Raw genomic sequence first — 25,158 nt, 5'->3', positions numbered from 1 at the left:
TCGTGCGGGGGGCGCGCGCGGGCGGCGCGCGCCGTCTGGTTCGGGGGCATCAGCGGGCCCGCCACCCCCACATCTGGGGGGGACACGGCACCCCGGGGGGCCCCGGCCGCAGCTGCGCCGGGCCCACCACAGGCCGTCACCGCGAAGAGCACCGCGATGAGGAGGGCTCGCACTACGGGCGTCCGTCCGGCCCGCACTTGACGATCCGGTTGATGCAGTCGCGGACCCGTTGCGCCATCTCGGCTTCCGGCCACACGTTGAAGAAGTCGCCGTGCATGGTGAACCCGGGCCCGGACGCGAGCTTGAACCGAGCGGGGTCACCGTTGACCGGGTACCGCAGCACCTGCCGCAGCTTCGGCACGGGCACCGGGTGCGTCGCCGGGCAGTCGGCGTTGACCGGATACGCCATGTGGCTCTTGTGGTCGGGCGAGTCGAGGTCCTTGCCGTTCCAGCACTGCGGGAAGTCCAGGTAGGACTCCATCATCGTGCCGGGCGGGCAGTTCACGAAGTCCTTCGACGCGCCGACGTGACCAGCGTGCAGACACGACCACCGCGACATCGTGGACCCGTCCGGCGCCGTCGCCTTGGCGTTGCCCGCGACGATGCGCAACCCGTGCGGCAACGGCTGAATGCGCGCCGTCACGTCGTCCCGCACACCTTCACCGAGGTAGTAGAACGTCGTGCCGGTCGGCTCGACGGGCTGCCCGTCGACCAGCAGCGTCGGCACCCAGTACGACGACAGGTCGATCTTCGGGTTGCAGCTGCTGCGCCCCTTCTCCAGGCTCGTGACGTCCGAACGCGCGTTCGTCGAGTCGTTGCCGAAGAAGCTGTGCATGTGCGACGCGCCAGGCAGGTTCGGCAGCACGATCGGGTCGTCGGGCAACCGATGCGTGAACGGGCACTCGGCCACGAACTCCGCGACGCGCACCGCGTTCGGCGGAATCGGCTCCTGCGGCTTCGTCGGCGCGACAGCGGCCTGCGTGGTCTCCGGAGCGGCCTGCGTCGCCGCCGCCTCCGTCGTGGTGGTGGTCGTGGTGACCGGCGCCGGCGGCACGACCGCGGCCGAGGAGACCTGAGCGGCCTGCGGCTTCGCGGGCGGGGTGAAGAACATCGCGTTCGCGGTCACGGCGGAGGCCGCGACGCCCGCCACGGCGAGCGCGGCGATCCACACGCGACGCCGCACGCGCGAACTGGGGACGAGGGGCATGGAGATCCTTCCAGGCAGGGGGCACCGGCACAGGCCGGTCCGGTGTCTTCTGCACAGGAGATGCCCAGGTCACCGGCGGATAACAAAAACTTCCGGACCTGTCGTCCGATCGGGACCCCGTTCACCGGTTCAGGTGCCTTTGCCCGCACACGCGGCCCGACGCCGGGAGCGGTAGCCGAAGCTGCGCTAGCTTGGCCGCGGAACCGGGGAAAGGGACTGGGAGCGCAGTGACTCGATCCGCACGGATCGCGATGGTGATGTTGTTGCTGACCGCAACGGCGTGCACCGGTGGCGGCCCGTCCGTCAAGCCACCGCCGGCCACCACCCCCGCCGCTCCCGCGAAGGTCAAGTACGAGGCCCTGCTGACCTGCGCCCAGGTGACGCAGCAGGTGGCGGGCCTGCCCCCGTTCCGCACGGGCAACGAGAAACCGTCCCTGTCGGACCTGCTCACCGGCTGCGAGTTCCAGCGCATCCCCGACTGGCCGAGGATCAACCTGCAAGCCTCGGCCTGGCGCAACGACCCGGACTCCACCTACCCGCCCGCAACCGGCCGAGGCCGGGGCAAGGCGCGCGACGCGTTCGACGCACCCGCCAGGCCGGGCTCCGACCCCGCGGACGACGGCGCCGCGGACGTCGGGGTCGGCGAGCAGGCGAAGTGGCTGACGCCGAAGGACACCGACAGCTGCACGTTGATGATCCTCGACGACAACGCGGTGCTGACCCTGCAGAACAAGCCGGCGGACAAGCCGCAGCCGCGGTCGGACGAGTGCAGGGGCCCGCTCCGCGAGTTCGCGAAGTCCTTCTACGCGTCTCTCCAGCCGCGGTGAACCACACGCTGATCGGGGGATTCGGGGCCTGCACCTGACGAGTGGCCGGCAGTCGGCGCCTCGGGTCAGAAGAACGACGGCTGTTTGCAGGTGTCGGTGGTCTTCGGCATGTGGTCGTCCTTCTTGTCGACTCCCGCCAGGTGCTTGTCGAACTCGTGGCCCCACCGGCCGTTCAGGAAGTCGGTGATCGCCTTGTTCAGCTCTTCGCACAGCCTGGGGCGATTGTTGGGAATGCCGATCCCGTACTTCTCCTGACCGAGCTCGATCCCGTTGGGAATCTGCCACGTGGACGGACTGTTGGGATTGTCGCGGTTCTTCCGGTCTTTGGCGTAGGCCTGAAGTATGGACGTGTCGGTGGACACGGTCTTGGTGCTGTTCGGGTTGTCGAGAAACTGTTGCATGCATTTCGCCAGGGAGCGCTCGGATGTGGGCTGCCAGCCCAGTTCGGTGAGGCGGGCGTTGCCGGTGATGCCGCTGGCGGTGCACACCTCACCGACGGTGACGTCCTCGAGAACGAGCTCTCCTCCCCAGGTGAAGAAGCCTTGTTTGTCGTAGTAGTAGGGGCCCGCGAAATCGATCCGCTCCTCACGAGCGGGGGTGATGGAGAAGTTCGAGATGACGATGTCGGCACGACGTGAGCCCTCGAGTGCGCTGATCCGCTCGTCGCGCTCGTTGAGCTCCACGTACTTGATCTCGGTGATCGCCGGGTAGCGGGTCTTCAGGTAGTCGACGAGCGCGGCGTCGAACCCCTCGCGGCTGCCATCGGTGCGAAGCTTGTTCCAGCCGGCGTACTCCTCCTTGATCACGCCGACGCGGAGGGTGCCCTTCAGGTAGTCGAGCGGGTCGCCCTCGCGGTTGACCAGGTAGACGCCGGTGATGACGAGAAGCGTCGACAGCGTGAACGCCACGGCCATCTTCAGTCGCCGCATCCTGAGCGGGTTCGCGCGCCTGGCTCCGGTTCCGTTCGCGCCGTAGGCCATCATCAGCGGCACCAGGACGGCCGCCACGTTGATGGGGATCACGACGATCGCGGCCACGTCACCTCCCCACTGGGGATTGGTGAGGAGCCAGACGGTGATGGACATGGTGGCCAGGGTTATCGGAAGAATCCAGTAGAGCTGACCGCGGATGGAGAACGAGTTCGCGGCTGACTCGACGTCCTGCTCGGTGCTCACAGGGGCGTGTCCTTCTTCGTCGGGCGCCAGCCGTTCCGGCTGATCTCTCGCAAGCTACGCCTGATTTTCGCGACAAGTCGCCGGGCGTCACCGGAAGCGATTGAAGAACATAATCTCAGGTGTGTTGTGCAGAGCCTTTCAAAACGAATGGGAATATTCCATTCATCGCCGATGCGGGCCCGTTGCGGGAAAACCCGACGCGCCCGCGGCACCCGCTCTGCGATACTCCCCGCTGTGAACAGGGGGAACGACCGGCCGGCGGTGCACTTCCTGCTCTCGCTGATCGAGCAGGAGGACGCGGCCGCCGTGCGGCAGCGCCTCGGCATCGACGAGCCGGAGCGGCTGCCGGTCGACATCGCGGCGAAGTGGCTCGACGGTCTGCGGCCGCCGCGGTCCGTGCTGCTGTGGATGCTCGAAGAGGACGACCCCGAGACGAACCGGGTCGTGTTCCACCACGCCGACACGCTCGACGTGACGAGACGCGACATCCTGCGCGGCGTGCCGTTCGGCGGTGCGCCAGGGCTTCTGCCGACGGCCGTGCGGGCGGAAGAGCCCGAAGTGCCAGTCAGTCCCAGCGGTGTGGTCGGCGGGTTGCGCGAGGTGACGAGGCTCCGCAACGCCAGGGCCGCGGCACGGGTCGTGGGGCAGCAGGACTGGGCACTGGTCGCGGCGGCGGATCTCGACGAGCCGTTGCCGGGTTATGCGCGCTGGGCGTTGGCCGAGAGGGCCGACTGTCCGAACGAGGTGCGTGCGCAGTTCGGCTCGCACGTCAAGTTCGCGCGCCGGGTGCGGGAGGCCGGTGTCGTCGAGCCCGCCGAGTACGTCGAACGAGCCAAGTCGCCGCGACAGGTGCTGGGCGTGCTGCACTTCGGTCGCCTGCTGTTCCCGCGACGGGCACGAGAGGCGGCCGAAAGCTTGGCGCCGTTGGTGCGCGCCGAGATCGGCGTGGACCCGGACGCGTGGGCGGTCATGGCGCAGCTGTTGCCGTCGTTCCTGGGGACGGTGCCGGAGCTGGTGCGCACGAGCGGAGCGGTCGCGCACGCCGGAAGGTGACGGGCGGCTGGATTCGAACCAGCGTGTTCTGGATTCGGAGTCCAGTGCGACTGCCCCTGCGCTACGACCCGTCGGAGTGAATCTTAGGGGTGGGGGGGAGATGAGTGACAGCACCCTGTCGTCACACGGCGGAAGGTGACGGGCGGCTGGATTCGAACCAGCGTGTCCCTGGCTTTGCAGGCCGGTGCGACTGCCTCTGCGCTACGACCCGTCGGCACGGATCTTACTGGGTGGGGAGATGAGTGATCGCACACGGACACCGGTCGTCGACCTGACGGACCGGCAGGCGTTGGTGCGCTGGCGGCCCGCGGCGGACGACGTGACCGCCGAGGCGACGCGGCTCAAGGAGGCCGCGCTGCTCGACTTCGGGCTCACCGAGTCCGCGGTCGCGTCGTGGCTCTACTCGAAGTGCCCGCACCAGATCGCGACGACCGCGATCGACACGGCGGCGGTCGTGGCGTCCGGCGACGGCACGTGCCTGCTGCTGTTCAACCCCGTGTTCTTCGTCGGCATCGGGCTCCAGGGCGTGAAGTTCGTGCTGTTCCACGAGGCTCGGCACCTCGTGCACCGCCACCTGTTCGTGGAGCAGGAGATGCGGGACGACCCGGTGTTCACGACGGCGGCCGAGGTGGTGATCAACCACGTCGCGCAGGTGCGGCTCGGCCGGGGCTTGCCGGTGCTGGACGGGAAACCGATCGGCATCGACCCGGCCGAAGTCCACCAGGCCTACACCGCGGATCTCACCGAGCACGGGCTGGTTCCGTTGACGTACGACGACTTCATCGTCACCGACACGACCGTCTACTCCGAACTCAAGCGGATGGCGCGCCCGCCTGTGCCAGAACCGTTGTGCGTGCACGTGACGCACTCGATCCAGCTCGACCAGGAGACGGTCGACGCGGTCGTCTCGTCGGCGTTGCTCAACACGTTGCTGGCCGCGCGGCGCGGCAACGGCAACGCCGAGTCCGAGGTCCTCGACCTGATGGACCGCACCGAGGACGTGGCGGGCAAGAAGTGGGGGACGCTCGGCGCCGGGGCGTTGCGGGGCACGACGGCGCGCACCGGCCAGGTCGACTGGTGGCAGCGATGGCTCGTCGACGTGCTCGGCTCGAAGCTGCGCGAGGGCGAGCGGCTGGTGTACCCGAAGAAGCGCGGCGCGGTGCTGAGCGTGCTCGGGCACGACCCGATGCTGTCGCGCCGCGGACCGGTGCGGGACAAGGTGCTGGTCATCGCGTATGACACCTCGGGTTCGATGCCGCCGGGCGTCGTGGCGTGGATGACCGAGTTGGTCGGCGGGATCGACGGCGTACAGGCGCACTGGCTCGCGTTCGACGGCGTCGTGATGCCGTTCCGGCCGGGAGAAGCCGTGTACGGCGGTGGCGGCACCAGCTTCCAGTCCGTTGTGGACTACGTCGAGGGGCGATCCACTGTGGACGGCGAGCACTTCGAGGAGCGAGTCGACGCCGTCGTCATGATGACCGATGGCTACGCCCCGCACGTCACCCCCGCCGAGCCGGACAAGTGGATCTGGCTGATCACCGAGGGCGGCGACGACTGGCCCGACCACCACACACCACCCATGGCCTGCCACCGCGTGCGGCCCGTGACAGGACGATCCGGATGACGACCACGACGAAACCGAAGCTGACCGCGTTCATCGACGCGATGATCGACATCGGCCAGACCGGGCAGATCTTCGGCCCGCACGGCATCGGCAAGACCGCCACGTTCTTCTCCCACATCGCCCAGGAGTACCCGGACACCGAGCTCGTGTTCGTGCCGGCGGCCAACCTCACGCCGGACGACCTGCTGATCAACGCCCCGGTGCGCGAGGACGGCGAGCTGGTGCTGCGTCAGCTCGTGATGAGCCAGCTGCGGCCCGGCCGCAAGTTCGTGCTGCTGATCGACGACTCGCTGCAGGCGGGCGAGACGATCCAGTCGCAGCTGATGCAGGTCGCGTGCAACTGGACGCTGGGCGAGTACGACCTGCGCGCGCTCGGCTGCATCGGCGTGTTCCTCACCGACAACGAGTCGCTCGCCGAGACCTCCGCGCGGCGCAGCGACCTCGCGATCCTCGACCGCATGGTCACCGTGCGGATGACCGCGAACGACACGGCCTGGCGCGCCACCCTGTCGGCGCGGTACCGCGAGTGGGACCTGAGCGCGTTCTTCGGCGTGTGGAGCTCGCTCGGGCCGGACGTGCGGGAGCTGGTGTCACCGCGGACGATGGAGCACGTCCTCGCGAACGCGCGCGAGGGTTTTCCGTTGCAGTGGGCACTTCCGCTCGTCAACGGCGAGCGGCTGCGGCTGCGGGACGAGCGGGGCGACCGCACGCGGGAGATCCTGGACCGGTTCGCGGCCGCGCTCGGCGTGCCCAACCCCTCCACCGTGCCGGACCCGGTGCGGCAGGTCCTGAAAGCCGCGCTGCGCAACCGGTGGAGCGTGCTGCTGCAGGGCCCGCCCGGCTGCGGCAAGACCGAGCTCGTCCGCGAGACGATCCGCACCGAGCTCGGCCGCGACCCGCTGTACTTCTCGTTGCCGGTGACCAACGTCGAGGACCTCTGCGCGCCGTTGCCGACCGCGGCCGGCACGCTGGAGAACCTGCTGGCGCGTCCGTTCACCGGCCGCGAGCCGAAGGCGATCGTCTGGGACGAGTACAACCGCCCCAAGGACAAGGCCGCGTTCGCGCGGCTGATGGAGATCACGCAGGAGTGGTCGCTCGCGGGACAGCGGATCGAGAACTTGCGCGCCCAGGTCGCGATCCAGAACCCGCCGTACCACCTGGGCCGCAAGCTCCTGGTGGCGCGCAACAACATCGCGCAGGCGACCCGCTTCACCTGCTCGCTCGTCGTCGACCCCGCCGACATCCCCGCCAACGAGTGGCTGATCAGCCGGTACGGCGGCGTCGCGGAGACCGTGCTGGAGTGGTGGAAGCACGACATCGACGACGACGGCAGGGCGTGGATCACCAAGCGCACCATCGAACGGCTGGTCAAGCTGCACGAGCGCGGCCTGCCGCTGGAGCTCGCCACGATCTACCTCGGCGAGGGCGAGTACGCGCCCGTGCCGCTGACCGCGTTGCTCGACCGGCTGGCGAACCGGAAGGTGACCGGTCTCGGTGAGATCGCCCGGCAGGCGGGCCTGTGGGAGCAACGGCTGCGGGACGAGCGGGACTCGCCCGAGGGCGGCAACCACGGCGACGTCGTGCACCAGGTGCTGGCCAACGCCGAGCTGTCCCAGCTGCGCAAGCACCGCGAGGCGATCGCGCGCCTGGTCGCGTTGCTGCCGCCCAAGCTGCGGGCCACCTACCTGGTCGGTGTCGCGGAGGACCGCCAGCGGTTCTGGGTGGAGGTCTTCGCGACGATCAAGGGTTAGCCGGTGCCGATCGGCGGCTGGCGGTGGACGCTGCGCACCGCCGCCACGTCCGCGTGCACCGGCGGCGTGGCGGGGATCGCGGCGCTCACCGCGTCGAGCCTGCGCCGCACGCTGGTCGCGACTCCCTTGCCCAGCACGAAACGCGTGGGCGTGGCCGCGCGCAGGGCGCCGTCGAGCAACCGGTGCGCGGCCTGGCTGCCGACCCCGGTGTTGCTCAGCACCAGGTGCCGCAACCGATGCGGCCGGGCGGCCAGCTCCTCCGCGATGACCGTCGTCGCCGCCGCGTCCAGGACGTTGTCCCGCGCTCCCAGGACCCCGGCGGCCTTGACCCGGCCGAGGTCGCACACCTCGACGCCCGCCCGTGCCGCGGCGGTCACCAGCCGAGCTGCGGCCTGCGGCCCGATTCCGTTGCTGGCCACCGAGATCCGCCGGAGCCTGCCTGGTACGAGCGCGTCCGCGAGGGTGTGCGCGCCCTCGTTGCCGAGCCCCGCCGCGGACACGTACAGCTCGCTCACCGCGTCGGCGGCCAGCAGGGCCGCGAGGTGCGTGGCGCCGGCCGGGCCGAGCGGGTTGCCGCCGACGTAGAGCCGCTCCACCGGCCTGCCCTGCGCGGACGCGACGAGCAGGGCCTCCACCAGCCGTCGCACCGCGTCGGCGTCGAGGTCGGTCTGCACGAGATCGAGCGTGCGCAACGACTGCGCGGACTCGACGAGCGCGGCCGCCGCGTCCCCGTCGCCGATCGGGTTGCGCTTGAGCCAGATGCCGGTCACCCTGCTCGCCTGCGGCGACATGCGCAGGTTGTCGGCGAGCCGGCACGCGCCCCCTGCCGTGATCCCGTTGCAGCCCAGGTAGAGCGTCTCAACCTCGCGCCGCGCCGCCTCCCCGGCCACGTCGGCCGCGTCGTCACCGAGCCCGTCGGTGCCGAGCAGCAGGTGCTGGACCACGCCAGGCCGCAACGCCTGCGCCACGAGCGCCGCGCCCGCGGGCCCGAGGTCCTGCTTGCACAGGTCGAGCCTGCCGTCCGGAAGTGCCGTGCCGGTGGGGAAGTCGAGCCGCTCGCCCGTCGTCGCACCGGTGCGCAACCAGGCCAGCAACGGGTCGAGCGAGCTCACCACGCCGCCTCCCGGTAGTCCTTGAGGAACACGCCGGCGACCGGCGAGCCCGCCTCCCCGCGCACGATCGGGTCGTACACCCGTGCCGCCCCGTCCACGACGTCGAGCGGCGTGCGGAACCCGTCCCGCGCCAGGCGTGCCTTCTTCGGCGCCGGGTTCTCGTCGGTGATCCAGCCGGTGTCCACGGAGCACATGTAGACGCCCTGCCCGGCCAGCTCAGGCCCGCTCGTGCGGGTCAGCATGTTGAGCGCCGCCTTGGCCATGTTGGTGTGCGGATGCCCAGAAGTCTTGTTGCGCACCGCGAACCGGCCCTCGACAGCGGTCACGTTCACGACGTACCTGCGCTCGTGCGGCGACGCCAGCAACAACGGCAACAGCCTGTCGCACAACAACGTGGGCGCCAGCGCGTTGACGAGATGGGTCTCCAGCACCTCCGCCGCGTCCAGCTCACCCACCCGAGCCGACCACGAGTTGACCGGCGCGGTGTCGGGCAGCAACCCGGCCTCGTCGAGGTCCGCCAACGCCAGCGCACCCCCGTTGTGCTCCAGCGCCAGCATCGGGCTGAACCCCGGCGCCAGCACGGCGTTCCCGGGCAGCACCCCGCCCTCACCCGCCACCAGCGCCGCGTACGACTCCGGCGGCCGACGTACGGTCTGCGCGGCGTTGTTGACCAGCACGTCGAGCGGCCGGCCGTCCTCCCGCAGCGACTCGGTGAACCCGAGCACCTGCCGCGGATCACGCAGGTCGATGCCGACGATCGTCAACCGCCCCAGCCACTCCGCACTCCCGTCGGCCTCCTCGAACCGCCGCCGGGCATCACGCGGGAACCGGGTCGTCACCAGCAACTCGGCCCCGTCCCGCAACAGCATGAGCGCGAGCTGGAACCCCATCTTCACCCGCCCACCGGTGAGCAACGCCCGCCGCCCGGTCAGATCAGCACGCGCGGTACGCCGCGCCGTGTTCTCCAGCGCGCAGTCAGGACAAAGCCGGTGGTAGAACGCGTCGACGTGCCGGTACAGCTCCTTGCAGACATAACACCGCCGCACGCGCGCGAGCTCCCGGGACGCTCCGTCGACGGCCGCCAGCGGCGCGTCCTCCCGGCGATCGAGCGCACCGGTCGCGGTCGCGGCGTCGACCGCCGCGTCCGCCAGCGCCTGCTCGTCGCCGCGCACCTTCTTGCGGCTCCTGCGCCCCTCGCGGGCGAACGACTCCGCGACCCGCTCGGCCCGCAGCCGCACGGGATCGTCGGCCGGCAGCGCGCGCAACCGCGCGACGGTCCCGTGGAACGCCGCGAGGTCAGCCTCGGTGATCGTGTTGTCCGTCATGGTGTGGTCCCGACCGGATTCGAACCGGCGTCTTCCACCCTGCAAAGGTGGCGCGACTGCCTCTGCGCTACAGGACCCAGGCCTGCCGGGGCGGCCGGATTCGAACCGGCGTGCTCCACCCTGGCAAGGTGACGCGCCTGCCCCTGCGCTACGACCCCGGCATTGCGGGCCATCCTAACCAGCGCCCGTTCCACGCCGCCGCTGGTTAAACCACTACCAGGCGTTGCGGTGCCGCCCCCGCGCCCGACGCCAGTGCCGGCCACGCCCCGCGGACTCGGTCTCCAGCGGCAACGCGAGTCCGTTCCGCGCGGCGAACTCGGCCGACGAGATGGCCATCATCTCCAGATACCCGAACGAGCCACCCGACAGTTCGGGGTCGGCGAGCCGACCGGTCTCCCGGAAGCCGAGCCGGGAGTGCAGGCTCTGCGAAGCGAAGTTGCTGCCGTAGATGCTGATCTCGCACTCGCGATAACCCCGCTGACCGAACATCAACGCCAGCAGCACCGTGATCGCGTCCGCCGCGTACCCGCACCTCGAATGCCAGGACCCGATCCCGATCCCGTAGCTGAAACACCCGGGCCCCGAGTCCGTCCGCACGGTCGACAGGGACCCGACGATCACCCGGCTGCGCAAGCTCACGATCGCGAGCTGCAGGTCCTCACCGGAGGTGTCCGCACGATGCGACGCCACGTGCCGATACCCGCCCACCAGCGGCGGCCCGTCCACGACGTCGCGGTCGAACCTGGCGAGCGTCCTCCGATCAGAGGGCCCGACCTCACGCAACCACACCTTCCGGCCGACCCAGGTCACGGAGGGGTTCGGCGAGGTGCGGACGTCTGCCCCAGCGGGCGGGCGCGTGATCATCGCACCCAACCCTACTGGAGCGGCGAAGTCCGCCAGCGGCAGGATCGCGAACGTGAACCCGCGCTTCCGCAGGCTCTTCGCCGCCACACTCGTGTCGGCCATCGGCACCGGCATGCACGCCGCCGCGTTGCCCCTGCTCGCGTTGCAGACCACCAGCAACCCGCTGGCCCTGAGCGCGGTCGTCGTGGCGGCCGAAATCCCCTGGGTGCTGCTGTCGCTGCACGCCGGCGTAGCAGTGGACCGTCTGGACCGCCGCCGGGTGATGGTGTGGGCGGACCTGGGCAGGTTCACCGTCCTGGCCGTGCTCGCGACGCTGATCCTGACCGAGCACGCGACCCTGCCGTGGCTGGTGGCCGCAGCGTTCCTGCTGGGCGTCGGCCAGGTCTTCTTCGACATAGCCGCCCAGTCGGCCATCCCCGACTTCGTGTCACGAGATCCACAGAGCCTGGCCACGGCGAACGGACGCATCGCCGCAGCCGACAGCGGCGGCGAGGACTTCGTGGGACCACCCGTAGGCTCCGCGCTGTTCGGCGTCTGGAACGTCCTGCCGTTCGCCGGCAACGCCCTCTCCTTCGCCGCCAGCGGCCTGCTGATCCTCTCGATCCGGACAGACGTCAAGCCACGGGAGACGCCCCGCAAGAGCGTGCGGAGCGAGATCGCCGAGGGCATCCGCTGGCTGTTCGGCAACCGCACCCTCCGCGCGCTGGCCACGGTGTCCTGCCTCGGCAACGTGGCCGCCACCGCCCAGTTCGCGATGCTCGCGCTGCTGGCCAAGGAGGTGCTCGGACTCCCCGACCTGGGCTTCGGCCTGCTGCTGACGGCCACCGCGGTCGGCGCGACGATCGGAGGCCTGGCAGCCGCGGCCGCCAGCAGACGACTCGGCCCCGGCACCGTGCTGCTCCTGGGCAAATCCGGTGTGGGCGCGGCCATCCTGGTGCTGGGACTCGTCGCCGATCCGTGGGTCGCGGCCGCGATGATGACGGTGACCGGCGCGCTGATGACCGCGGAGAAGGTCGTGGTGAGCACGGTGCGCCAGCAGATCGTGCCCGACGAGCTCATGGGCCGGGTGCTCTCGTCGAGCAGGCTGGTGGTGATGGTCGGGGGACCGGTCGGAGCGGCACTCGGCGGCGTTCTCGCGAGCGCGTTCACCGTTCAGGTCTCGTACGTCGTGGCCGGCGGCTTCCTCGTGCTGGTGGCGCTGGCCTTCTACCCCGTCCTGAACAACCGCGTCTTGGCGCGAGCCACGGACGAATCAGCCGGGTGAACCGGTGGTCACGTGGAGTGCCAGGTCGCGACGCTGCCTGCGTCCGCGCGAGAAGTGCGGAACGAGTTCGCCGGATGCGCGGTGTCGGGGTAACCGAACGAGACTCCCACGACCACACGCCTGCTGTCCGGAAGCGCGAAGTGGTCCCGCAGGAAGCCCGAGTACCCCGCGAGAGCCGCCTGCGGAGCGGTGGCGATGCCGAGACTCTGCGCGGCGAGCAGGAACGAGTTGAGGTAGAGGCCGCAGTCGATCGCGCCGTACACGCCGAGATCGGCCTCGGTGGTGATGATCGCGACGTGAGGCGCGTCGAACAGCGCGAAGTTGCGCATCATCTGCCGGGCGGCCCCCTCGTGGTCGCCGCGCTCGATGCCGAGGCTGCCGTAGAGCTGCTTGCCGCACTCCCGGCGCCGTTCCTGGTAGACGCCGGTGTACTGGGCGGGGAACGGGAAGTCGGGCAGACCGGGGTTGTCCCGCAGATGAGCGAGCAGCCGTGTCCTCAGGCGTTCGGTCCCCTCGCCTTCAGTGATGACCACCTGCCACGGCTGGGTGTTGCACCAGGACGGCGTGCGCTGGGCGAGGGTGAGGACCTGTTCGATGGTGCTCCTCGGGACCGGCGCAGGCAGGAACTGCCGGCAGGTCCACCTCTCCACGAGCAACCGGTCCAGCGCCTCGTGCAGGGCCGGGGACGTACTGGTACCTGCGCTCACGGGAACCTCCACGTCAGTCTCTTTTCGAGACCGACGCTAGCACGAGCCAGTCTCGAAAAGAGACCGGATTCGGTAAGGTCAGGTCATGCGGTACGAAGAACTCGCCGATCTGCCCTGCTCGATCACCCGGCCGCTCGTCGTGCTCGGCGACCGCTGGACGTTGCTGATCCTCAAAGAGGCGTTCGCGGGCGTGCGGCGGTTCAACGCCTTCCAGTCGAATCTGGGCATCCCGCGCAGCCGCCTGCAGGATCGGCTGGGACGGCTGGTGGAGCACGAGATCCTGACCCGGCAACAAGCCGACGACGGCGACCACGTGGAGTACCGGCTGAGCCGCAAGGGACATGCCGTCTACCCGATCCTGATGGCCGTCAAGGACTGGGGCGACGCCTACATGGCGCCGGACGGGCCACCGGTGCACTACCGGCATCGCGACTGCGCGGGTGAGGCCAGGGTGACGCTGGCGTGCGACTGCTGCGGCGAGCACATGACGGCACACGACGTCCTGCCTGAGGCCGGCCCTGGCCTCCACGCGCACCTCGCGGCAGGAGGTTCGGACTAGCCGCCAGTACGGTGCAACACATGCCGACGGGGCCGCCTTGGGACATCTCCCAAGGCGGCCCCGTCCGCGACCCCCGTCGTCAGGTCAGCTCTGGCCGGCCCACCACTTCTGGCCGGTCTCGCCGAGCGTCGAGATCGGGTCGTAGTAGGGGTAGCGGCGGTTCAACGCGTCGGGGTCTTCGAGCTCGATCCCGGTGCGGTAGTTCTTGGTCCAGTAGGAAATGCCCAGCTCACGGTCGTATTCCTCGAGCTGGTTCACCCACCGCTTCCCGACGTACGGCACGTCGCACACGATGCGCGGCGTCGCATACCCAGGCAGGTAGCCCATGATCGAGTGCTGGAGCTCCTGAGCCTCCGCGACCGACACCCTCCAGTGCTCGGAGTTGGGGATCATGTCGCACATGTAGAAGTAGTACGGGAGGATGTTCGCTTCCCCTTGCAGGGCAAAGCAAAGGTCCAGCAGGTCGTCCGAGGTGGCGTTGACGCCCTTCATCAGCACGCCCTGGTTGCGCACGTCCCGCACACCCACTTCCAGCGCCGTGCGTGCTGCTTCAGCCACGAGGGGCGTCACGGACTGCGCGTGGTTGACGTGCGTGTGGATGGCCAGGTTGACGCCTCGGCGGGAGGCGGTGCGGGCGACGCGTTCCAGGCCCTCGACCACACGCGGCTGCAGCCAGTGTTGCGGGAGGCCCGCGAGGGCTTTGGTGGCCAGGCGGATGTCTCGGACCGTCTCGATGTCGAGCAGGCGCATCAGGAACGACTCGAGCTGCGGCCACGGCACGTTGGCCACGTCGCCGCCGGAGACCACCACGTCGCGGACGCCCGGGGTCTTCTTCAGGTACTCGATCATCTGGTCCTGGCGGTCGACCGGCTTGAGCGAGAGCTTGTGCTTGTCGATCAACGGCGTGCTGTTGCCGACCAGGTCCATGCGGGTGCAGTGGCCGCAGTACTGCGGGCAGGTCGAGACCATCTCCGCGAGGACCTTGGTGGGGTAGCGGTGGGTCAGGCCTTCGACCACCCACATCTCCGCCTCGTGCAGCGAGTCGCGCTCGGAGTGCGGGTGGGACGGCCAGTCGGGGTCGCGGTCCGAGGCGACCGGGAGCATGTAGCGGCGGATCGGGTCCGCCAGGAACGCCTCGGTGAAGGCGTCCGGGGACAGGGAGGCGTCTACCGCCATGGTGTTGAACATCTGTGGCGGGATCAGCATCGACATCGTCGCGAACGCCGACTGGTCGGCGGCGAGGTCGTCGTAGAACTTGTCGGTGAGCAGGTCACCCGCGACCTTGCGGAGCTGCTTCACGTTCTTCACGCAGTTCACGCGTTGCCACTGGGCGTCGCGCCACTGCGTCTCGGTCACGTTCGACCAGCCGGGGAAGCGCCGCCAGTCCGGTTCGACCAGCTCTCGGCGGACGTACGTGTACGGCTGGCGGTCCAGCCGCTCCAGCGCCGTGGGGGCGTCGTGCAGCGCGGTCATCCGTACTCCTCAGCGTCGAGGTCGCGTAAAGATATCCTGTCACATCGCTAGCTTGCCGTAAATATTTCAGCTCAAGACCTGGTCGAGAGCTGGTCGGGAGCAAAGACGCGACTTCGTGCGTTGAAACGGACATGCCCCTCTTCGCGCTGCTGCTGCTCGGGATGTTCGCCGAGATCGCGGTCATGGTCGCCGTCGGCAACGCCATCGGCGGGCTCTGGATGATCGCCCTGCTCCTGGTCGGAACGCTCGTGGGTCTGTCGCTGGTGCGCCGGCAGGGCGCGCAGGTGATGGCCGCGTTCCGGGAGTCGGTGTTCAACCGCCAGCAGCCGCACCAGGAGATGGCGGACGGCGTGCTCATCGCCACGGCCGGCGCGTTGATCATGGTGCCGGGCTTCATCAGCGACGTGGCCGCGTTGTTCCTGCTCTTCCCGCCCACGCGCAAGCTCGTGAGCCGCCGGATCGCGCGCAAGGCCGAGGCCGCGGCGCTCAAGTTCGAGCACGAACGCCGCTTCGGCGCCGGTCAGGTCGTCGAGGGCGAAGTCCTCGACGTCGACACGGACCCGGTCGTCATCACGGAACGGCGCGAGCTCAGGTGATCCGCGCGTACCGGCCCGCTGACCTGGACGCGCTCTACGACATCTGCCTCGACACCGGCAACGGCGGCCTCGGCGCGCGCCACCTGTTCGAGGACCCGAAGCTGATGGGCCACGCCTTCGTCGGCCCGTACGCGGCGTTCGACCCCGACCTGGTGTTCGTCGCCGAGGACGACGAGGGCATCGCCGGGTACGCGCTCGCGACCGCCGACACCGAGGCGTTCGAGGACCGCTGCGACCGCGACTGGTGGCCTGACCTGCGGGTCCGCTACCCGATGACCAAGGACCCGAACCGGATCGTGCAGCACATCCACCACCCGCCGCGCGTCGACCCGTTCCTGGTCAGGGACTTCCCGGCGCACCTGCACGCGAACCTGCTGCCCCGCGCGAAGGGCAAGGGGTTCGGCGGCACGCTCGTGCGCACCGTGCTCGAACGTCTGGAGAAGGGCGTCCACATCCACGTGCGGCACCACAACACACACGCGATCGGCTTCTGGGAACACCTGGGCTTCCGCGTGATCGACTCCGCGGACAAGCTCGTCCTGGGGCTGCGTCTCTAGATGATCGACGGCGTCGAGGACGTGACGACGACCGGGCAACTCGCGGAGCTGCTGCGCGCGCTCCGCCGCAGGCATGCCCGGTCGCAGCAGGACCGGGAGCTCACGGTCCGGGAGATCGCGGCGAAGTCGGGCTACGCGGTCGGTCGGGTGTCGGAGTACCTGAGCGGCACGACCCTGCCGCCAACGGACAGGTTCGACGTGCTCGTCGGCATTTTCGGTGCCACGAAACAGGAACAGGCCGCCCTCGCCACCGCCCGCGACCGCGTCGAAGAGGCGAAGCGCTCCCCGAGACCGGCCGAAGCGCCCATGCAACTGCCGCCGGACATGCCGGGCTTCGTCGGCCGCGAGAACGTCCTCGGGCAGATGAACGGTCCGATCATCGTCATCACCGGCCCGCCCGGCATCGGCAAGTCCGCGCTGGCGGTCCGGTGGGCACACCGCGTCGCCGGTCGGTTCCCGGACGGCGTCCTGCACAACGCCACCCCTCACGCGGTGATGCAGGCGTTCAAGACGTCAGACGTCCGCACCACGCTCGCACGGCGCCGCGTGCTGCTCGTGCTCGACGACGTGCAGAACGCCGACGAGGTGTTGCCGCTGCTGCCGGGCGGTGGGCAGTCCGTCGTCGTGGTGACGAGCCGCGACCCGCTCGACGCCCTTCTTCGCTATGGCGCGCAACGGTTCGTGCTCGACCCCTTGCCGCCGGACGACACGGTGCGGCTGCTCAAGAACCTCATCAACTCGCCCGACGAGCTCCTGCACGCGTTCCGGACGAGGTGGCGACACGGCGCCACGACGGAGGACAGCGTCGAGGTGCTGGAGGCCGTTCTGGTGGCAGGCGGGCCGGACGTCCGGGTCCTGACCCACCTCGGCGCGGCCCTCAACCACGCCGGCCGCTACGACGAGGCCCTGCAAGCCCTGGAGCAGGCCCGCGACCGCTACGCCGACGTCGAGGACCACGCCGGTCGTGGCGAGGTCATGGCCTGCCTCGGCGTCACCTACTCGGGTCTGGGGCGACACGACGAGGCGGTGGCCATCGCCTACAAGGCACTGGCGCTGCACCGTTCGATCAACGCCGGCGGAACGGCCGAGGCCGCCCCGTTCCTGCAAGAGGCACGGGACGTCCTCGACCGCCACAACCAGAACTACTGAACCAGCATGCCCAGCAGCACGATCTCGTCGGACCACGCGTCCGGGTGCGGCGCGGGGGAGAGGCGGATCGTCGAGCCGGCGCGCCCGACCGGGAAGCTGTGGATGCTGCCCGCGGCCTTCACGTCAGCGGACCCCACGAGCACGTCGTCCACGAACACGTAGATCGTGCCCTTCTTCACCGAGCTGACGTTGTCGTGCAGGTTCATGTGCACGGAGCTGATGTACGCCGCGGGCGTCCGCACGATGACGTTGTTGCGGGGCCCGCCGCAGTGGTCGCCACCGAAGCAGATGTTCGTGGAGTTCGTCCACGGCTGGCTGGGGTTCGTGGAGGTCGACCACGGGACGCTGGACGCCCAGAACTCGGTCGACGCCGACGCCGTGCCGGACAGGCCGAGTACCAGCGCGAGCGCCCCGAACAGGGCCGCGAGTGCCGGGAACCCCCGACGGATGGTGGTCCGCATGTCATCTCCCCTTGCGTTCCGACGGCCCCGGTGCTTCCGGAGCCGGGCGGAACCCTGCCCGAGGCAGGGGAGAGGAACGCCTGTTCCGGAACGTCGCGGAACAGGTCGGAACGCTCAGCCGAGCAGGTCCTTCATCAGCAGGTCGAAGTCGAGGACCTCACGCCCCGCCGGCACCGCCGCGTACGTCGAGTCGAGGAACTTCTGCAGCTCCGCCGCGGACAGGTGGAACACCGCGTGCGAGTCCTCGGTGAAGAGCTCCAGCACGAGCACGTCCCCGTCGCCGGGCCGCAGCCGCACGTCCCCGAGCCCGGACGGCGCGAGGATCCCGTCGGCGAGCAGTTCGCGGCCGACGAGCCAGGTCGACTCCTGGTCCCGTGCCTGAAAACGCATGGTCACCGCATGCGGATCGTCTGATCGGTACTGGAGGTCGACGCTCATCGGTTCGACCGAGCCGTCCGGCCGGATGAACTCAACGACGGTGGCAGTGCCAACCCGAGTCTCGTTGAACATCGCCGTTCCTCCTCCGCGGTGAGGGTGCTGCCATCAACACGGACGTGGTCGCGGGGCGGTTCAAGAAATCGTCGAAGATTTTTCCGGCGACTGGGGAGACCCTCGAAGCTCCTGGCGATACTTGCGCAATCCTTACGTCTAGCGTGAAGATATTGCAGAGACAGCGTCGTCGACCGAAGGATTTTCGCGTGAGCGCGTACGGACTGCACCGCGTCCTGGAACCGGCCGGGGTACTGCCGCAGCAGGCGTGGCGGCTCGACGCGAACCCCGTGGCCGCCCCCGACGAGGTGATCGTCGCCGTCGAGCGGCTGAACCTCGACGCGGCCTCGTTCCGGCAGCTCAGGGAGCAGCACGGCAGCGGCGAGAAGGTCCGGCAGGCCGTCCTCGACATCGTCTCGGAGCGCGGCAAGATGCAGAACCCGGTCACCGGATCGGGCGGCATGCTGCTCGGGACCGTGCTCGAGGCCGGGCCGGAGTCGCCGCTCGGGCTCAAGGCCGGTGACCGGATCGCGACGCTGGTCAGCCTCACGCTCACGCCCCTCCAGATCACCGACGGCCTCCGGGAGTGGGACGGCGAGGACGAGCAGGTGCCGTGCCGGGGGACCGCCGTGCTGTTCGGGCGGTCGATCGCGGCCGTGCTGCCGGACGACATGTCCAACGAACTCGCGCTGTCCGTGCTCGACGTGTGTGGCGCACCGGCGCTGACCGACCGTGTGGTGCGCAGGCACCCCGGTGGGTCGGTGCTCGTGCTCGGTGGTGGCGGCAAGTCCGGGTCGCTCTCTCTTGCGGCCGCACGTCAGGCAGGTGCGTCGCGTCTTGTCGCACTGGTGCCCACGGAACGTGAGGCCGCACAGGTCCGTGAGTCCGGTCTGGCGGACGAGGTCGTGATCGCCGACGCACGCAACCCCGTCGCTGTCGCCGAGGCCGTGGGCAAGCAGGTCGACGTCACGGTCGTGTGCGTCGACGTGTCCGGCTGCGAGCACGGCGCCATCCTCGCGACCGCGGACGGCGGCACCGTGATCTTCTTCTCGATGGCCACCTCGTTCAGCGCGGCCGCCCTCGGTGCGGAGGGGCTCGCCGCCGACGTGGAGATGATCGTCGGCAACGGCTATGTGCCTGGTCACGCCCAGTTCGCGTTGGACCTGGTCCGGAGCCGGGCGGGTGTGCGGGCCCTCTTCGAGCAACGGCAGACTGCGTGACGTGAGTACGCAACTTTTGGTCGGCGGCCGCATCTACGCACCGGATGCGACGGCGATGGCCGTCACGGACGGCGTCGTCGTGTGGATCGGACAGGACTCGGTCGGGCACGCGCTGCACCCCGACGCCGAGGTCATCGAGCTGGACGGCGCCTTCGTCGCGCCCGCGTTCGTCGACGCGCACGTGCACGCCACGTCCGCCGGCCTGCTGCTGACCGGCCTCGACCTGACGAAGACGTCCTCGGTCGACGACCTGCTGGCGTCGGTCCGCGCCGCCGAGGGGCCCCTCGTGTGGGGTCACGGGTGGGACGAGACGCGCTGGCCGGAGAACCGTCCGCCCACGCGGGCCGAGATCGACGAGGCCGCACAGGGCAAGACGGTCTACCTGTCGCGCATCGACGTGCACTCGGCGCTGGTGTCGTCGGACCTGGTCACCGACGACGCGCGCAACGCCGACGGCTTCTCAGCGGACGGCCCGCTCTCGCGCGCGGCCCACCACCACGTGCGCGGCACGGCGAAAGCCGCCATCACGTCCGAACAACGTCAGGCCGCGCAACTGGCGTTCCTGCGCCACGCTGCGTCCATGGGCATCGCGTCCGTGCACGAGTGCGCCGGTCCGGACATCTCCGGCGAGGACGACCTGCGCGAGCTCCTCGCGCACACCGGGGGACCGGAGGTCGTGGCCTACTGGGGTGCTCACGAACTCCCGGACGTCCCGGTGCGCGGCCTCGCCGGAGACCACTTCGTCGACGGCGCCCTCGGCTCGCGCACGGCCGCGCTGACCGAGCCCTACGCCGACGCCGCCACGTCCGGCGCGCTCTACCTCGACGGACGCCAGATCGCCGACCACCTGATCCGGTGCGACGAACTGGGCCTGCAGGCCGGGTTCCACGTCATCGGCGACGCGGGCATGGCCGCCGTGATCGAGGGCTTCGAGCTCGCGGAGAAGGCGATCGGCACGCCGTCGCTGGCTTCGGCGCGGCACCGCCTCGAACACGTCGAGATGGTGTCCGAGGAGCAGGCCGCGAAACTGGCCGGGTGGGGCGTCATCGCGTCCGTCCAGCCGTTGTTCGACGCCGAGTGGGGCGGGCCGACCGGCATGTACGTCCAGCGACTCGGGGCTGAGCGCGGAGTGGGGCTGAACCCCTTTTCGAAGCTCGCCGCCGCCGGTGTCGCGCTCGCGTTCGGGTCGGACACTCCCGTGACCGCCATCGACCCGTGGGCCGCCGTGAAGGCCGCCGTGCACCACCGCACGGAGGGCCACGGCATCTCGCCACGCGCCGCGTTCACCGCCCACACCCGTGGCGGCTGGCGTGCGGCGGGCGTGAACGACGGCCTGACCGGCACGCTGCAGCCCGGCGCGCCCGCGACCTACGCGGTGTGGGAGACCGGGGACCTCGTCGTCGCCGGGTCCGACGCCCGCGTGCAGCGCTGGTCGACCGACCCGCGTTCGGGCGTGCCCGGACTGCCCGACCTCACCGGTCCCGCGCCCGTCTGCGTGCGGACCGTCCTGAACGGCCGGACGATCTACGAGAGGAAGTGACTCATGGCGTTGCTCGACCTCGACCCGCAGGTGGTCGCCGGTGCGCGCGAACTCGCGGCGCGGGCGGCCGAACCGGTGGTGTCCCTCGCGAAGGCGCACACCACGGTTGCCGTCGAGCGCGCCACCCTCCGCCTCGCGGGCATCACCGGTGCGGACTCCACGCACCGCGCCGGTGACGTGCCGTGGGTCAACCGGGTGATCGACACCGTGCGCGAGCAGTGCGGGCTGGAGCACGGCGTGGTGCTGCCGGCGTTCCACGCGCTGAAGCACTACAACCTCGGCACGCTCACCGAGCTCGCGGAAGCCACCGCGGCGGGCCAGATCCAGTTCACGCTGCCGACCGGCAAGGACCTGACAGCGGCGCGGAAGGCCTCGACGTCCGCTGTCGCAAAAGGACTGAAGACGGTCGATCGCAACAAGGTCCAGCGCGACAAGCTCGTCGCCAAGCTCGGTGATCCCGCGCAACGTCCGTGGATCTATCTGATCGTCGCGACCGGCGACATCGACGAGGACGTCGTCCAGGCCAAGAACGCGGCCCGCGCGGGCGCCGACATCATCGCGGTGATCCGGTCGACCGGGCAGTCGTTGCTGGACTACGTGCCGGAAGGCGCGACGCACCACGGGTTCGCGGGCACGTACGCCACGCAGGAGAACTTCCGGATCATGCGTGCCGCGCTGGACGACGTGTCGAAGGAGGTCGGCCGGTACGTGCGGCTGACCAACTACGCGTCCGGCCTGTGCATGCCGGAGATCGCCGTGCTGGCCGGACTTCAGCGTCTCGACATGATGCTGAACGACTCGATGTACGGGATCCTGTTCCGCGACATCAACCCGATCCGCACGTTCGTGGACCAGCGGTTCTCCCGCCAGGTGCACGCCCGCGCGGGCATCATCATCAACACCGGCGAGGACAACTACCTCACCACCGCGGACGCCGTCGACGCCGCCCACACCGTCACGGTCTCGCAGTTGCTGAACGAGCACTTCGCCCACGAGGCGGGGCTGCCCGACCACCTGCTGGGCCTCGGGCACGCGTTCGAGATCAACCCGAAGGTGCCCGACTCGTTCCGGCTCGAGCTCGCGCACGCGTTGCTGGCCCGCGAACTCTTCCCGGACGCGCCGCTGAAGTGGATGCCGCCGACCAAGCACATGACCGGCGACGTGTTCGACGGCTACCTGCTGGACGGGTTCTTCAACCTCGCGGGTGTCCTGACAGGACAGTCGATCCTGTTGGTGGGCATGATGACCGAGGCGGTCGTGACGCCGTTCCTCTCGGACCGCGACCTGGCGCTGAAGAACGTCCGGTACGTGCTGAACGCGGCGGGCAGCCTCGCCGAGGACTTCCGCCCGGCGCCGGACGGCCTGATCGTCAAGCGCGCGCACCAGGTGCTCGGCGAGGCCGTGGACCTGCTCGGCCGGATCGTGGACGACGGGCTGCTGAACGCGATCGCCGACGGCACGTTCGGGTTGATGAAACGCCCGGCGGACAAGGGCAAGGGCGCGGACGGCGTGGTGGAGAAGGCTCCGGCGTACTTCAACCCGGCTTCGGAGATGCTGGAGGCGAACGATGTCTGACGCGAAGAGGTACGTGCGGCCGTACGGGGACACCACCGGCGACGGCATGATCCAGACGTCGTTCACGCTGCCCGTCCCGTTCGGTCCCAAGGCGGACGGCGCGGCGTTGCAGCTCGCGAACAAGATGGGCATGGACCCCGCGATGGTGGTCCACTCGAACCCCATCGGCGACGACTTCACGTTCTTCGTCGTCTACGGCTCGGTGAAGCACCTGGTGGACCTCGACGAGGTCAAGGTCGTCGAACGCGAGTACCCGCTGCTGTCACCGTCCGAAGTGAACTCGATGCTGAAGAAGGTGTTGCGGCGCAAGCTCGTCGTTGTCGGTGGCTGCATCGGCACGGACGCGCACACGGTCGGCATCGACGCGATCCTGAACATCAAGGGCTTCGCCGGCGAGAAGGGCCTGGAGTACTACCGCGAGCTGAAGGTCGTGAACCTCGGCGCGCAGGTCAGCGTTCCGGAGCTGGTGCGGTCCGCCCGCTCCGAGAAGGCCGACGCGGTGCTGATCTCGCAGGTCGTGACGCAGCGGGACGCGCACATCCTGAACACGCAGGAGATGTCGGCGGCGTTCCGCGAGGCGATGGGGGACCGGCGGCCGTTGCTCGTCGCCGGCGGCCCGCGCTTCGACCCGTTGATGGCGGGCGAACTCGGGGTTGACCGGGTGTTCAGCCGGGGTACCACGCCGGGTGAGGTCGCGAGCTACCTGGTGCACGCGATGCAGGAGAAGAAGGGGGTCGCCGCGTGAGCGGAGCTTTGGTCGAGGGTTTTGCGGTGACGCACCGGCGTTACGTGCCGCATTCGCACGCGCACTACGGCGGCAACCTGGTCGACGGTGCCTACGGGCTCGGCATGTTCGGTGACGTGGCCACGGAACTGCTGATCTACACGGACTCCGACGAGGGACTGTTCGCGGGCTACAGCTCGGTCGACTTCGTGGCGCCGATCCAGGCCGGCGACGTCGTCGAGGCGACGGCGACGCTGGTGCGCATCGGAACCCGGTCGCGCGAGATCGAGTTCGAGGCGCGGGTGGTGTGCCGATCCGCACCGGAACGCGGTCCATCGGCGGCCGATGTGCTCGCTGAGCCGATCGTCGTAACGCGGGCGCGCGGCACGGTCGTCGCGCCGAAAGCCGCAGAATAACTCCAAAATTTAGTCCGAACCGGTTTGCGTCCTGCTCCGAATCCCCGCCGTGGGAAGGGAGCAGGACAATGCCAAGTAGCAACAAACAGCGATTACGCCGGGGTGCGATCGCCGCGGCAGTCGTGGCGGTGGCCGCGGCCATTCCGGCGGCCCAGGCCTCCAGTCACCGCGAGGCCCCGCTGATCGCGGCCGACCCGGCCGTCGACAACACCGACGTCTACGCCTTCACCAGCCCGGACAGACCCGACACCGTCACGCTCGTCGCGAACTGGTTCGGGTTGCAGGAACCCAACGGCGGCCCCAACTACTACCCGTGGGCCACCGACGCCCGGTACGACATCAACATCGACTCCGACGGCGACGCGGTGCCGGACAAGACGTTCCGGGTCACGTTCAGCACGGACGACCGGCGCGGCCAGGCGAACACGTTCCTCTACAACAACGGGCCCGTGACGTCGATCAACGACGAGAACCTGTTGTTCCGCCAGAACTACAACCTCGAACTCGTCGAACCGGGCCGCACCACGTCGTTGGTGAAGAACGGCCGGGCGGCGCCGTCGAACACCGGTCCGGCGTCGTTCCCGGACTTCAGGACGATCAGGGACCAGGCCACGGCGAAGATCCCCGGTGGCGGCCAGGTCTACATCGGACCGTCCGAGGACTCGTTCTTCCTGGACCTGAGGGTGTTCGACCTGCTGTACGGCGGGAACCTGAAGGAGGTCAACCAGGACACGCTGATGGGCTACAACGTCAACACCGTCGCCATCCAGGTGCCGAAGACGATGCTGGCGTTGAAGGGCGACCCGAAGCGCAACCCGGTGATCGGCGTGTGGAGCGACACCGAGCGCCGCACGCTGAAGCTCGACCCCGGCAAGGCGACCCCGCAGGGCAACTTCGTGCAGGTCTCCCGGCTGGGCAACCCGCTGGTCAACGAGGTGGTGTCGTCCGCGCCGCTGAAGGACGCGTTCAACGGGCTCGAACCCGTCGGCGACGCGCGGGTGCAGGCGTTGCTGGACCGGGTGACCGACCCCGAACTGGCGCGGCTGATCCAGGCGATCTACGGCATCCCCGCGCCGAAGGCGCCGCGCAACGACCTCGTGGAGATCTTCCTGACCGGCATCACCACGAAGGCGGGCGGCCCGATCAAGGCCGACCTCAACTCGCAGCTGAACAACGCCGACGTGAACCCGAAGAAGTTCCAGCCGGCGGAGATGTTGCGGCTCAACATGTCCACGCCCGTGACCCGCGAACCCAACCGGCTCGGTGTGCTCGCCGGCGACCTGCAGGGGTTCCCGAACGGGCGCAGGCTCACCGACGACGTCGTGGACATCTCGATCCAGGCCGTGGTCGGAGCGGCGTTGACCGGCAAGCTCGTGCCGGCGCTCGCCAAGGGTGACCGGGTGAACGGCAACGACGTTCGCTTCGGAGACCGCTTCCCGTACGTCGGCCTGCCGAGCAACAGGGCCGTCAACTCCCGCTGAGGGGTGCAT

The 25,158-nt window shown here is 69.6% G+C and carries 24 protein-coding genes and 4 tRNA genes; 15 read left to right on the top strand and 13 right to left on the bottom strand.

What is annotated here, in order from left to right; all coding sequences use genetic code 11:
• Nucleotides 1-172: 172 nt before the first annotated feature.
• Nucleotides 173-1,207 carry a DUF1996 domain-containing protein gene (locus ACFWNN_RS07465; protein ID WP_382439033.1) on the bottom strand — a complete coding sequence of 345 codons (1,035 nt, stop codon included), beginning with the start codon at nucleotides 1,205-1,207 and terminating at the stop codon, nucleotides 173-175.
• A gap of 227 nt (nucleotides 1,208-1,434) precedes the next feature.
• Between ACFWNN_RS07465 and ACFWNN_RS07460 the strand changes: the two genes are divergently transcribed.
• Complete coding sequence (locus ACFWNN_RS07460) at nucleotides 1,435-2,034, top strand: hypothetical protein (RefSeq protein WP_382439032.1); 600 nt, start codon at nucleotides 1,435-1,437, stop codon at nucleotides 2,032-2,034.
• A 65-nt stretch (nucleotides 2,035-2,099) separates the two neighbouring features.
• Here ACFWNN_RS07460 and ACFWNN_RS07455 read toward each other — a convergent pair whose 3' ends face one another.
• On the bottom strand, nucleotides 2,100-3,209 hold the full coding sequence (locus ACFWNN_RS07455) for a transporter substrate-binding domain-containing protein (RefSeq protein ID WP_382439031.1): 1,110 nt from the start codon (nucleotides 3,207-3,209) through the stop codon (nucleotides 2,100-2,102).
• A 234-nt stretch (nucleotides 3,210-3,443) separates the two neighbouring features.
• Here ACFWNN_RS07455 and ACFWNN_RS07450 point away from each other — a divergent pair, with 234 nt between their 5' ends.
• A complete protein-coding gene (locus ACFWNN_RS07450) occupies nucleotides 3,444-4,262 on the top strand; it encodes a hypothetical protein (RefSeq protein ID WP_382439030.1) in 819 nt (272 codons plus the stop codon).
• Here ACFWNN_RS07450 and ACFWNN_RS07445 read toward each other — a convergent pair.
• Nucleotides 4,260-4,335, bottom strand: a tRNA-Arg gene (locus ACFWNN_RS07445). The two genes, ACFWNN_RS07450 and ACFWNN_RS07445, sit on opposite strands and share 3 nt — an antisense overlap.
• A 63-nt stretch (nucleotides 4,336-4,398) precedes the next feature.
• A tRNA-Cys gene (locus tag ACFWNN_RS07440) sits at nucleotides 4,399-4,475 on the bottom strand.
• A 25-nt stretch (nucleotides 4,476-4,500) separates the two neighbouring features.
• On the opposite strand from ACFWNN_RS07440, the gene ACFWNN_RS07435 reads away from it, so the two are divergent.
• Together ACFWNN_RS07435 and ACFWNN_RS07430 are read left to right on the top strand one after the other, a co-directional pair.
• Nucleotides 4,501-5,886 (top strand): hypothetical protein, encoded by a 1,386-nt coding sequence (locus ACFWNN_RS07435; RefSeq protein WP_382439029.1) that lies wholly within the window; start codon nucleotides 4,501-4,503, stop codon nucleotides 5,884-5,886.
• Nucleotides 5,883-7,637: an AAA family ATPase gene (locus ACFWNN_RS07430; protein WP_382439028.1), complete on the top strand. Its 1,755-nt coding sequence runs from the start codon at nucleotides 5,883-5,885 to the stop codon at nucleotides 7,635-7,637. The genes ACFWNN_RS07435 and ACFWNN_RS07430 overlap by 4 nt, the downstream gene beginning before the upstream one ends.
• Here ACFWNN_RS07430 and ACFWNN_RS07425 read toward each other — a convergent pair.
• From ACFWNN_RS07425 to ACFWNN_RS07405, 5 genes are all read right to left on the bottom strand, one after another.
• Nucleotides 7,634-8,752 (bottom strand): ribonuclease inhibitor, encoded by a 1,119-nt coding sequence (locus tag ACFWNN_RS07425; RefSeq protein WP_382439027.1) that lies wholly within the window; start codon nucleotides 8,750-8,752, stop codon nucleotides 7,634-7,636. The genes ACFWNN_RS07430 and ACFWNN_RS07425 overlap by 4 nt on opposite strands.
• Nucleotides 8,746-10,074, bottom strand: coding sequence for an SDR family NAD(P)-dependent oxidoreductase (locus ACFWNN_RS07420; protein WP_382439026.1), 1,329 nt, complete (start codon nucleotides 10,072-10,074; stop codon nucleotides 8,746-8,748). The genes ACFWNN_RS07425 and ACFWNN_RS07420 overlap by 7 nt, the downstream gene beginning before the upstream one ends.
• Before the next feature lie 4 nt (nucleotides 10,075-10,078).
• Nucleotides 10,079-10,151, bottom strand: a tRNA-Ala gene (locus ACFWNN_RS07415).
• Between the two features lie 8 nt (nucleotides 10,152-10,159).
• A tRNA-Gly gene (locus ACFWNN_RS07410) sits at nucleotides 10,160-10,233 on the bottom strand.
• Between the two features lie 54 nt (nucleotides 10,234-10,287).
• Nucleotides 10,288-10,938 carry a GNAT family N-acetyltransferase gene (locus tag ACFWNN_RS07405; RefSeq protein WP_382439025.1) on the bottom strand — a complete coding sequence of 217 codons (651 nt, stop codon included), beginning with the start codon at nucleotides 10,936-10,938 and terminating at the stop codon, nucleotides 10,288-10,290.
• A gap of 52 nt (nucleotides 10,939-10,990) precedes the next feature.
• Between ACFWNN_RS07405 and ACFWNN_RS07400 the strand changes: the two genes are divergently transcribed.
• Complete coding sequence (locus tag ACFWNN_RS07400) at nucleotides 10,991-12,202, top strand: MFS transporter (protein WP_382439024.1); 1,212 nt, start codon at nucleotides 10,991-10,993, stop codon at nucleotides 12,200-12,202.
• An 8-nt stretch (nucleotides 12,203-12,210) separates the two neighbouring features.
• On the opposite strand, the gene ACFWNN_RS07395 is transcribed toward ACFWNN_RS07400, so the two are convergent.
• Nucleotides 12,211-12,909 carry a nitroreductase gene (locus ACFWNN_RS07395; protein ID WP_382439023.1) on the bottom strand — a complete coding sequence of 233 codons (699 nt, stop codon included), beginning with the start codon at nucleotides 12,907-12,909 and terminating at the stop codon, nucleotides 12,211-12,213.
• Between the two features lie 85 nt (nucleotides 12,910-12,994).
• Between ACFWNN_RS07395 and ACFWNN_RS07390 the strand changes: the two genes are divergently transcribed.
• Entirely contained in the window at nucleotides 12,995-13,468 is a 474-nt protein-coding gene (locus ACFWNN_RS07390; RefSeq protein WP_382439022.1) for a winged helix-turn-helix transcriptional regulator, read from the top strand.
• 84 nt (nucleotides 13,469-13,552) lie between these two features.
• On the opposite strand, the gene ACFWNN_RS07385 is transcribed toward ACFWNN_RS07390, so the two are convergent.
• Entirely contained in the window at nucleotides 13,553-14,941 is a 1,389-nt protein-coding gene (locus ACFWNN_RS07385; RefSeq protein ID WP_382439021.1) for a KamA family radical SAM protein, read from the bottom strand.
• 131 nt (nucleotides 14,942-15,072) lie between these two features.
• On the opposite strand from ACFWNN_RS07385, the gene ACFWNN_RS07380 reads away from it, so the two are divergent.
• From ACFWNN_RS07380 to ACFWNN_RS07370, 3 genes are read left to right on the top strand one after another with little or no spacing between them, the layout of a single operon-like run.
• Nucleotides 15,073-15,537, top strand: a complete 465-nt coding sequence (locus ACFWNN_RS07380; protein WP_382439020.1) for an FxsA family protein — start codon at nucleotides 15,073-15,075, stop codon at nucleotides 15,535-15,537.
• Complete coding sequence (locus ACFWNN_RS07375) at nucleotides 15,534-16,094, top strand: GNAT family N-acetyltransferase (RefSeq protein ID WP_382439019.1); 561 nt, start codon at nucleotides 15,534-15,536, stop codon at nucleotides 16,092-16,094. Before ACFWNN_RS07380 ends, ACFWNN_RS07375 begins: the two co-directional genes overlap by 4 nt.
• Nucleotides 16,095-17,243: a tetratricopeptide repeat protein gene (locus tag ACFWNN_RS07370; RefSeq protein WP_382439018.1), complete on the top strand. Its 1,149-nt coding sequence runs from the start codon at nucleotides 16,095-16,097 to the stop codon at nucleotides 17,241-17,243. It begins immediately after the preceding gene.
• On the opposite strand, the gene ACFWNN_RS07365 is transcribed toward ACFWNN_RS07370, so the two are convergent.
• A complete protein-coding gene (locus tag ACFWNN_RS07365; protein ID WP_382439017.1) occupies nucleotides 17,237-17,704 on the bottom strand; it encodes a hypothetical protein in 468 nt (155 codons plus the stop codon). The two genes, ACFWNN_RS07370 and ACFWNN_RS07365, sit on opposite strands and share 7 nt — an antisense overlap.
• Nucleotides 17,705-17,818: 114 nt before the next feature.
• A complete protein-coding gene (locus ACFWNN_RS07360) occupies nucleotides 17,819-18,214 on the bottom strand; it encodes an SsgA family sporulation/cell division regulator (RefSeq protein ID WP_382439016.1) in 396 nt (131 codons plus the stop codon).
• Nucleotides 18,215-18,402: 188 nt separating this feature from the next.
• Between ACFWNN_RS07360 and ACFWNN_RS07355 the strand changes: the two genes are divergently transcribed.
• The 6 genes from ACFWNN_RS07355 to ACFWNN_RS07330 all read left to right on the top strand — a co-directional run bounded on the left by ACFWNN_RS07355 (nucleotide 18,403) and on the right by ACFWNN_RS07330 (nucleotide 25,149).
• Nucleotides 18,403-19,413 (top strand): L-erythro-3,5-diaminohexanoate dehydrogenase, encoded by a 1,011-nt coding sequence (locus ACFWNN_RS07355; protein ID WP_382439015.1) that lies wholly within the window; start codon nucleotides 18,403-18,405, stop codon nucleotides 19,411-19,413.
• Nucleotides 19,406-20,953, top strand: coding sequence for an amidohydrolase (locus ACFWNN_RS07350; RefSeq protein WP_382439169.1), 1,548 nt, complete (start codon nucleotides 19,406-19,408; stop codon nucleotides 20,951-20,953). Before ACFWNN_RS07355 ends, ACFWNN_RS07350 begins: the two co-directional genes overlap by 8 nt.
• 3 nt (nucleotides 20,954-20,956) lie before the next feature.
• Nucleotides 20,957-22,528 (top strand): lysine 5,6-aminomutase subunit alpha, encoded by a 1,572-nt coding sequence (locus ACFWNN_RS07345; protein ID WP_382439014.1) that lies wholly within the window; start codon nucleotides 20,957-20,959, stop codon nucleotides 22,526-22,528.
• Nucleotides 22,521-23,273 (top strand): OAM dimerization domain-containing protein, encoded by a 753-nt coding sequence (locus tag ACFWNN_RS07340; RefSeq protein WP_382439013.1) that lies wholly within the window; start codon nucleotides 22,521-22,523, stop codon nucleotides 23,271-23,273. Before ACFWNN_RS07345 ends, ACFWNN_RS07340 begins: the two co-directional genes overlap by 8 nt.
• The gene (locus ACFWNN_RS07335) at nucleotides 23,270-23,668 is read left to right on the top strand and encodes a hotdog domain-containing protein (protein WP_382439012.1); all 399 of its coding nucleotides are present in this window, start codon (nucleotides 23,270-23,272) and stop codon (nucleotides 23,666-23,668) included. The genes ACFWNN_RS07340 and ACFWNN_RS07335 overlap by 4 nt, the downstream gene beginning before the upstream one ends.
• A gap of 68 nt (nucleotides 23,669-23,736) precedes the next feature.
• On the top strand, nucleotides 23,737-25,149 hold the full coding sequence (locus ACFWNN_RS07330; RefSeq protein ID WP_382439011.1) for a DUF4331 domain-containing protein: 1,413 nt from the start codon (nucleotides 23,737-23,739) through the stop codon (nucleotides 25,147-25,149).
• Nucleotides 25,150-25,158: the final 9 nt, after the last annotated feature.

Source organism: Lentzea sp. NPDC058450, from assembly GCF_042721395.1.
Taxonomy (GTDB): Bacteria; Actinomycetota; Actinomycetes; order Mycobacteriales; family Pseudonocardiaceae; genus Lentzea.
This window is presented reverse-complemented; position numbering and strand designations above follow the sequence as displayed.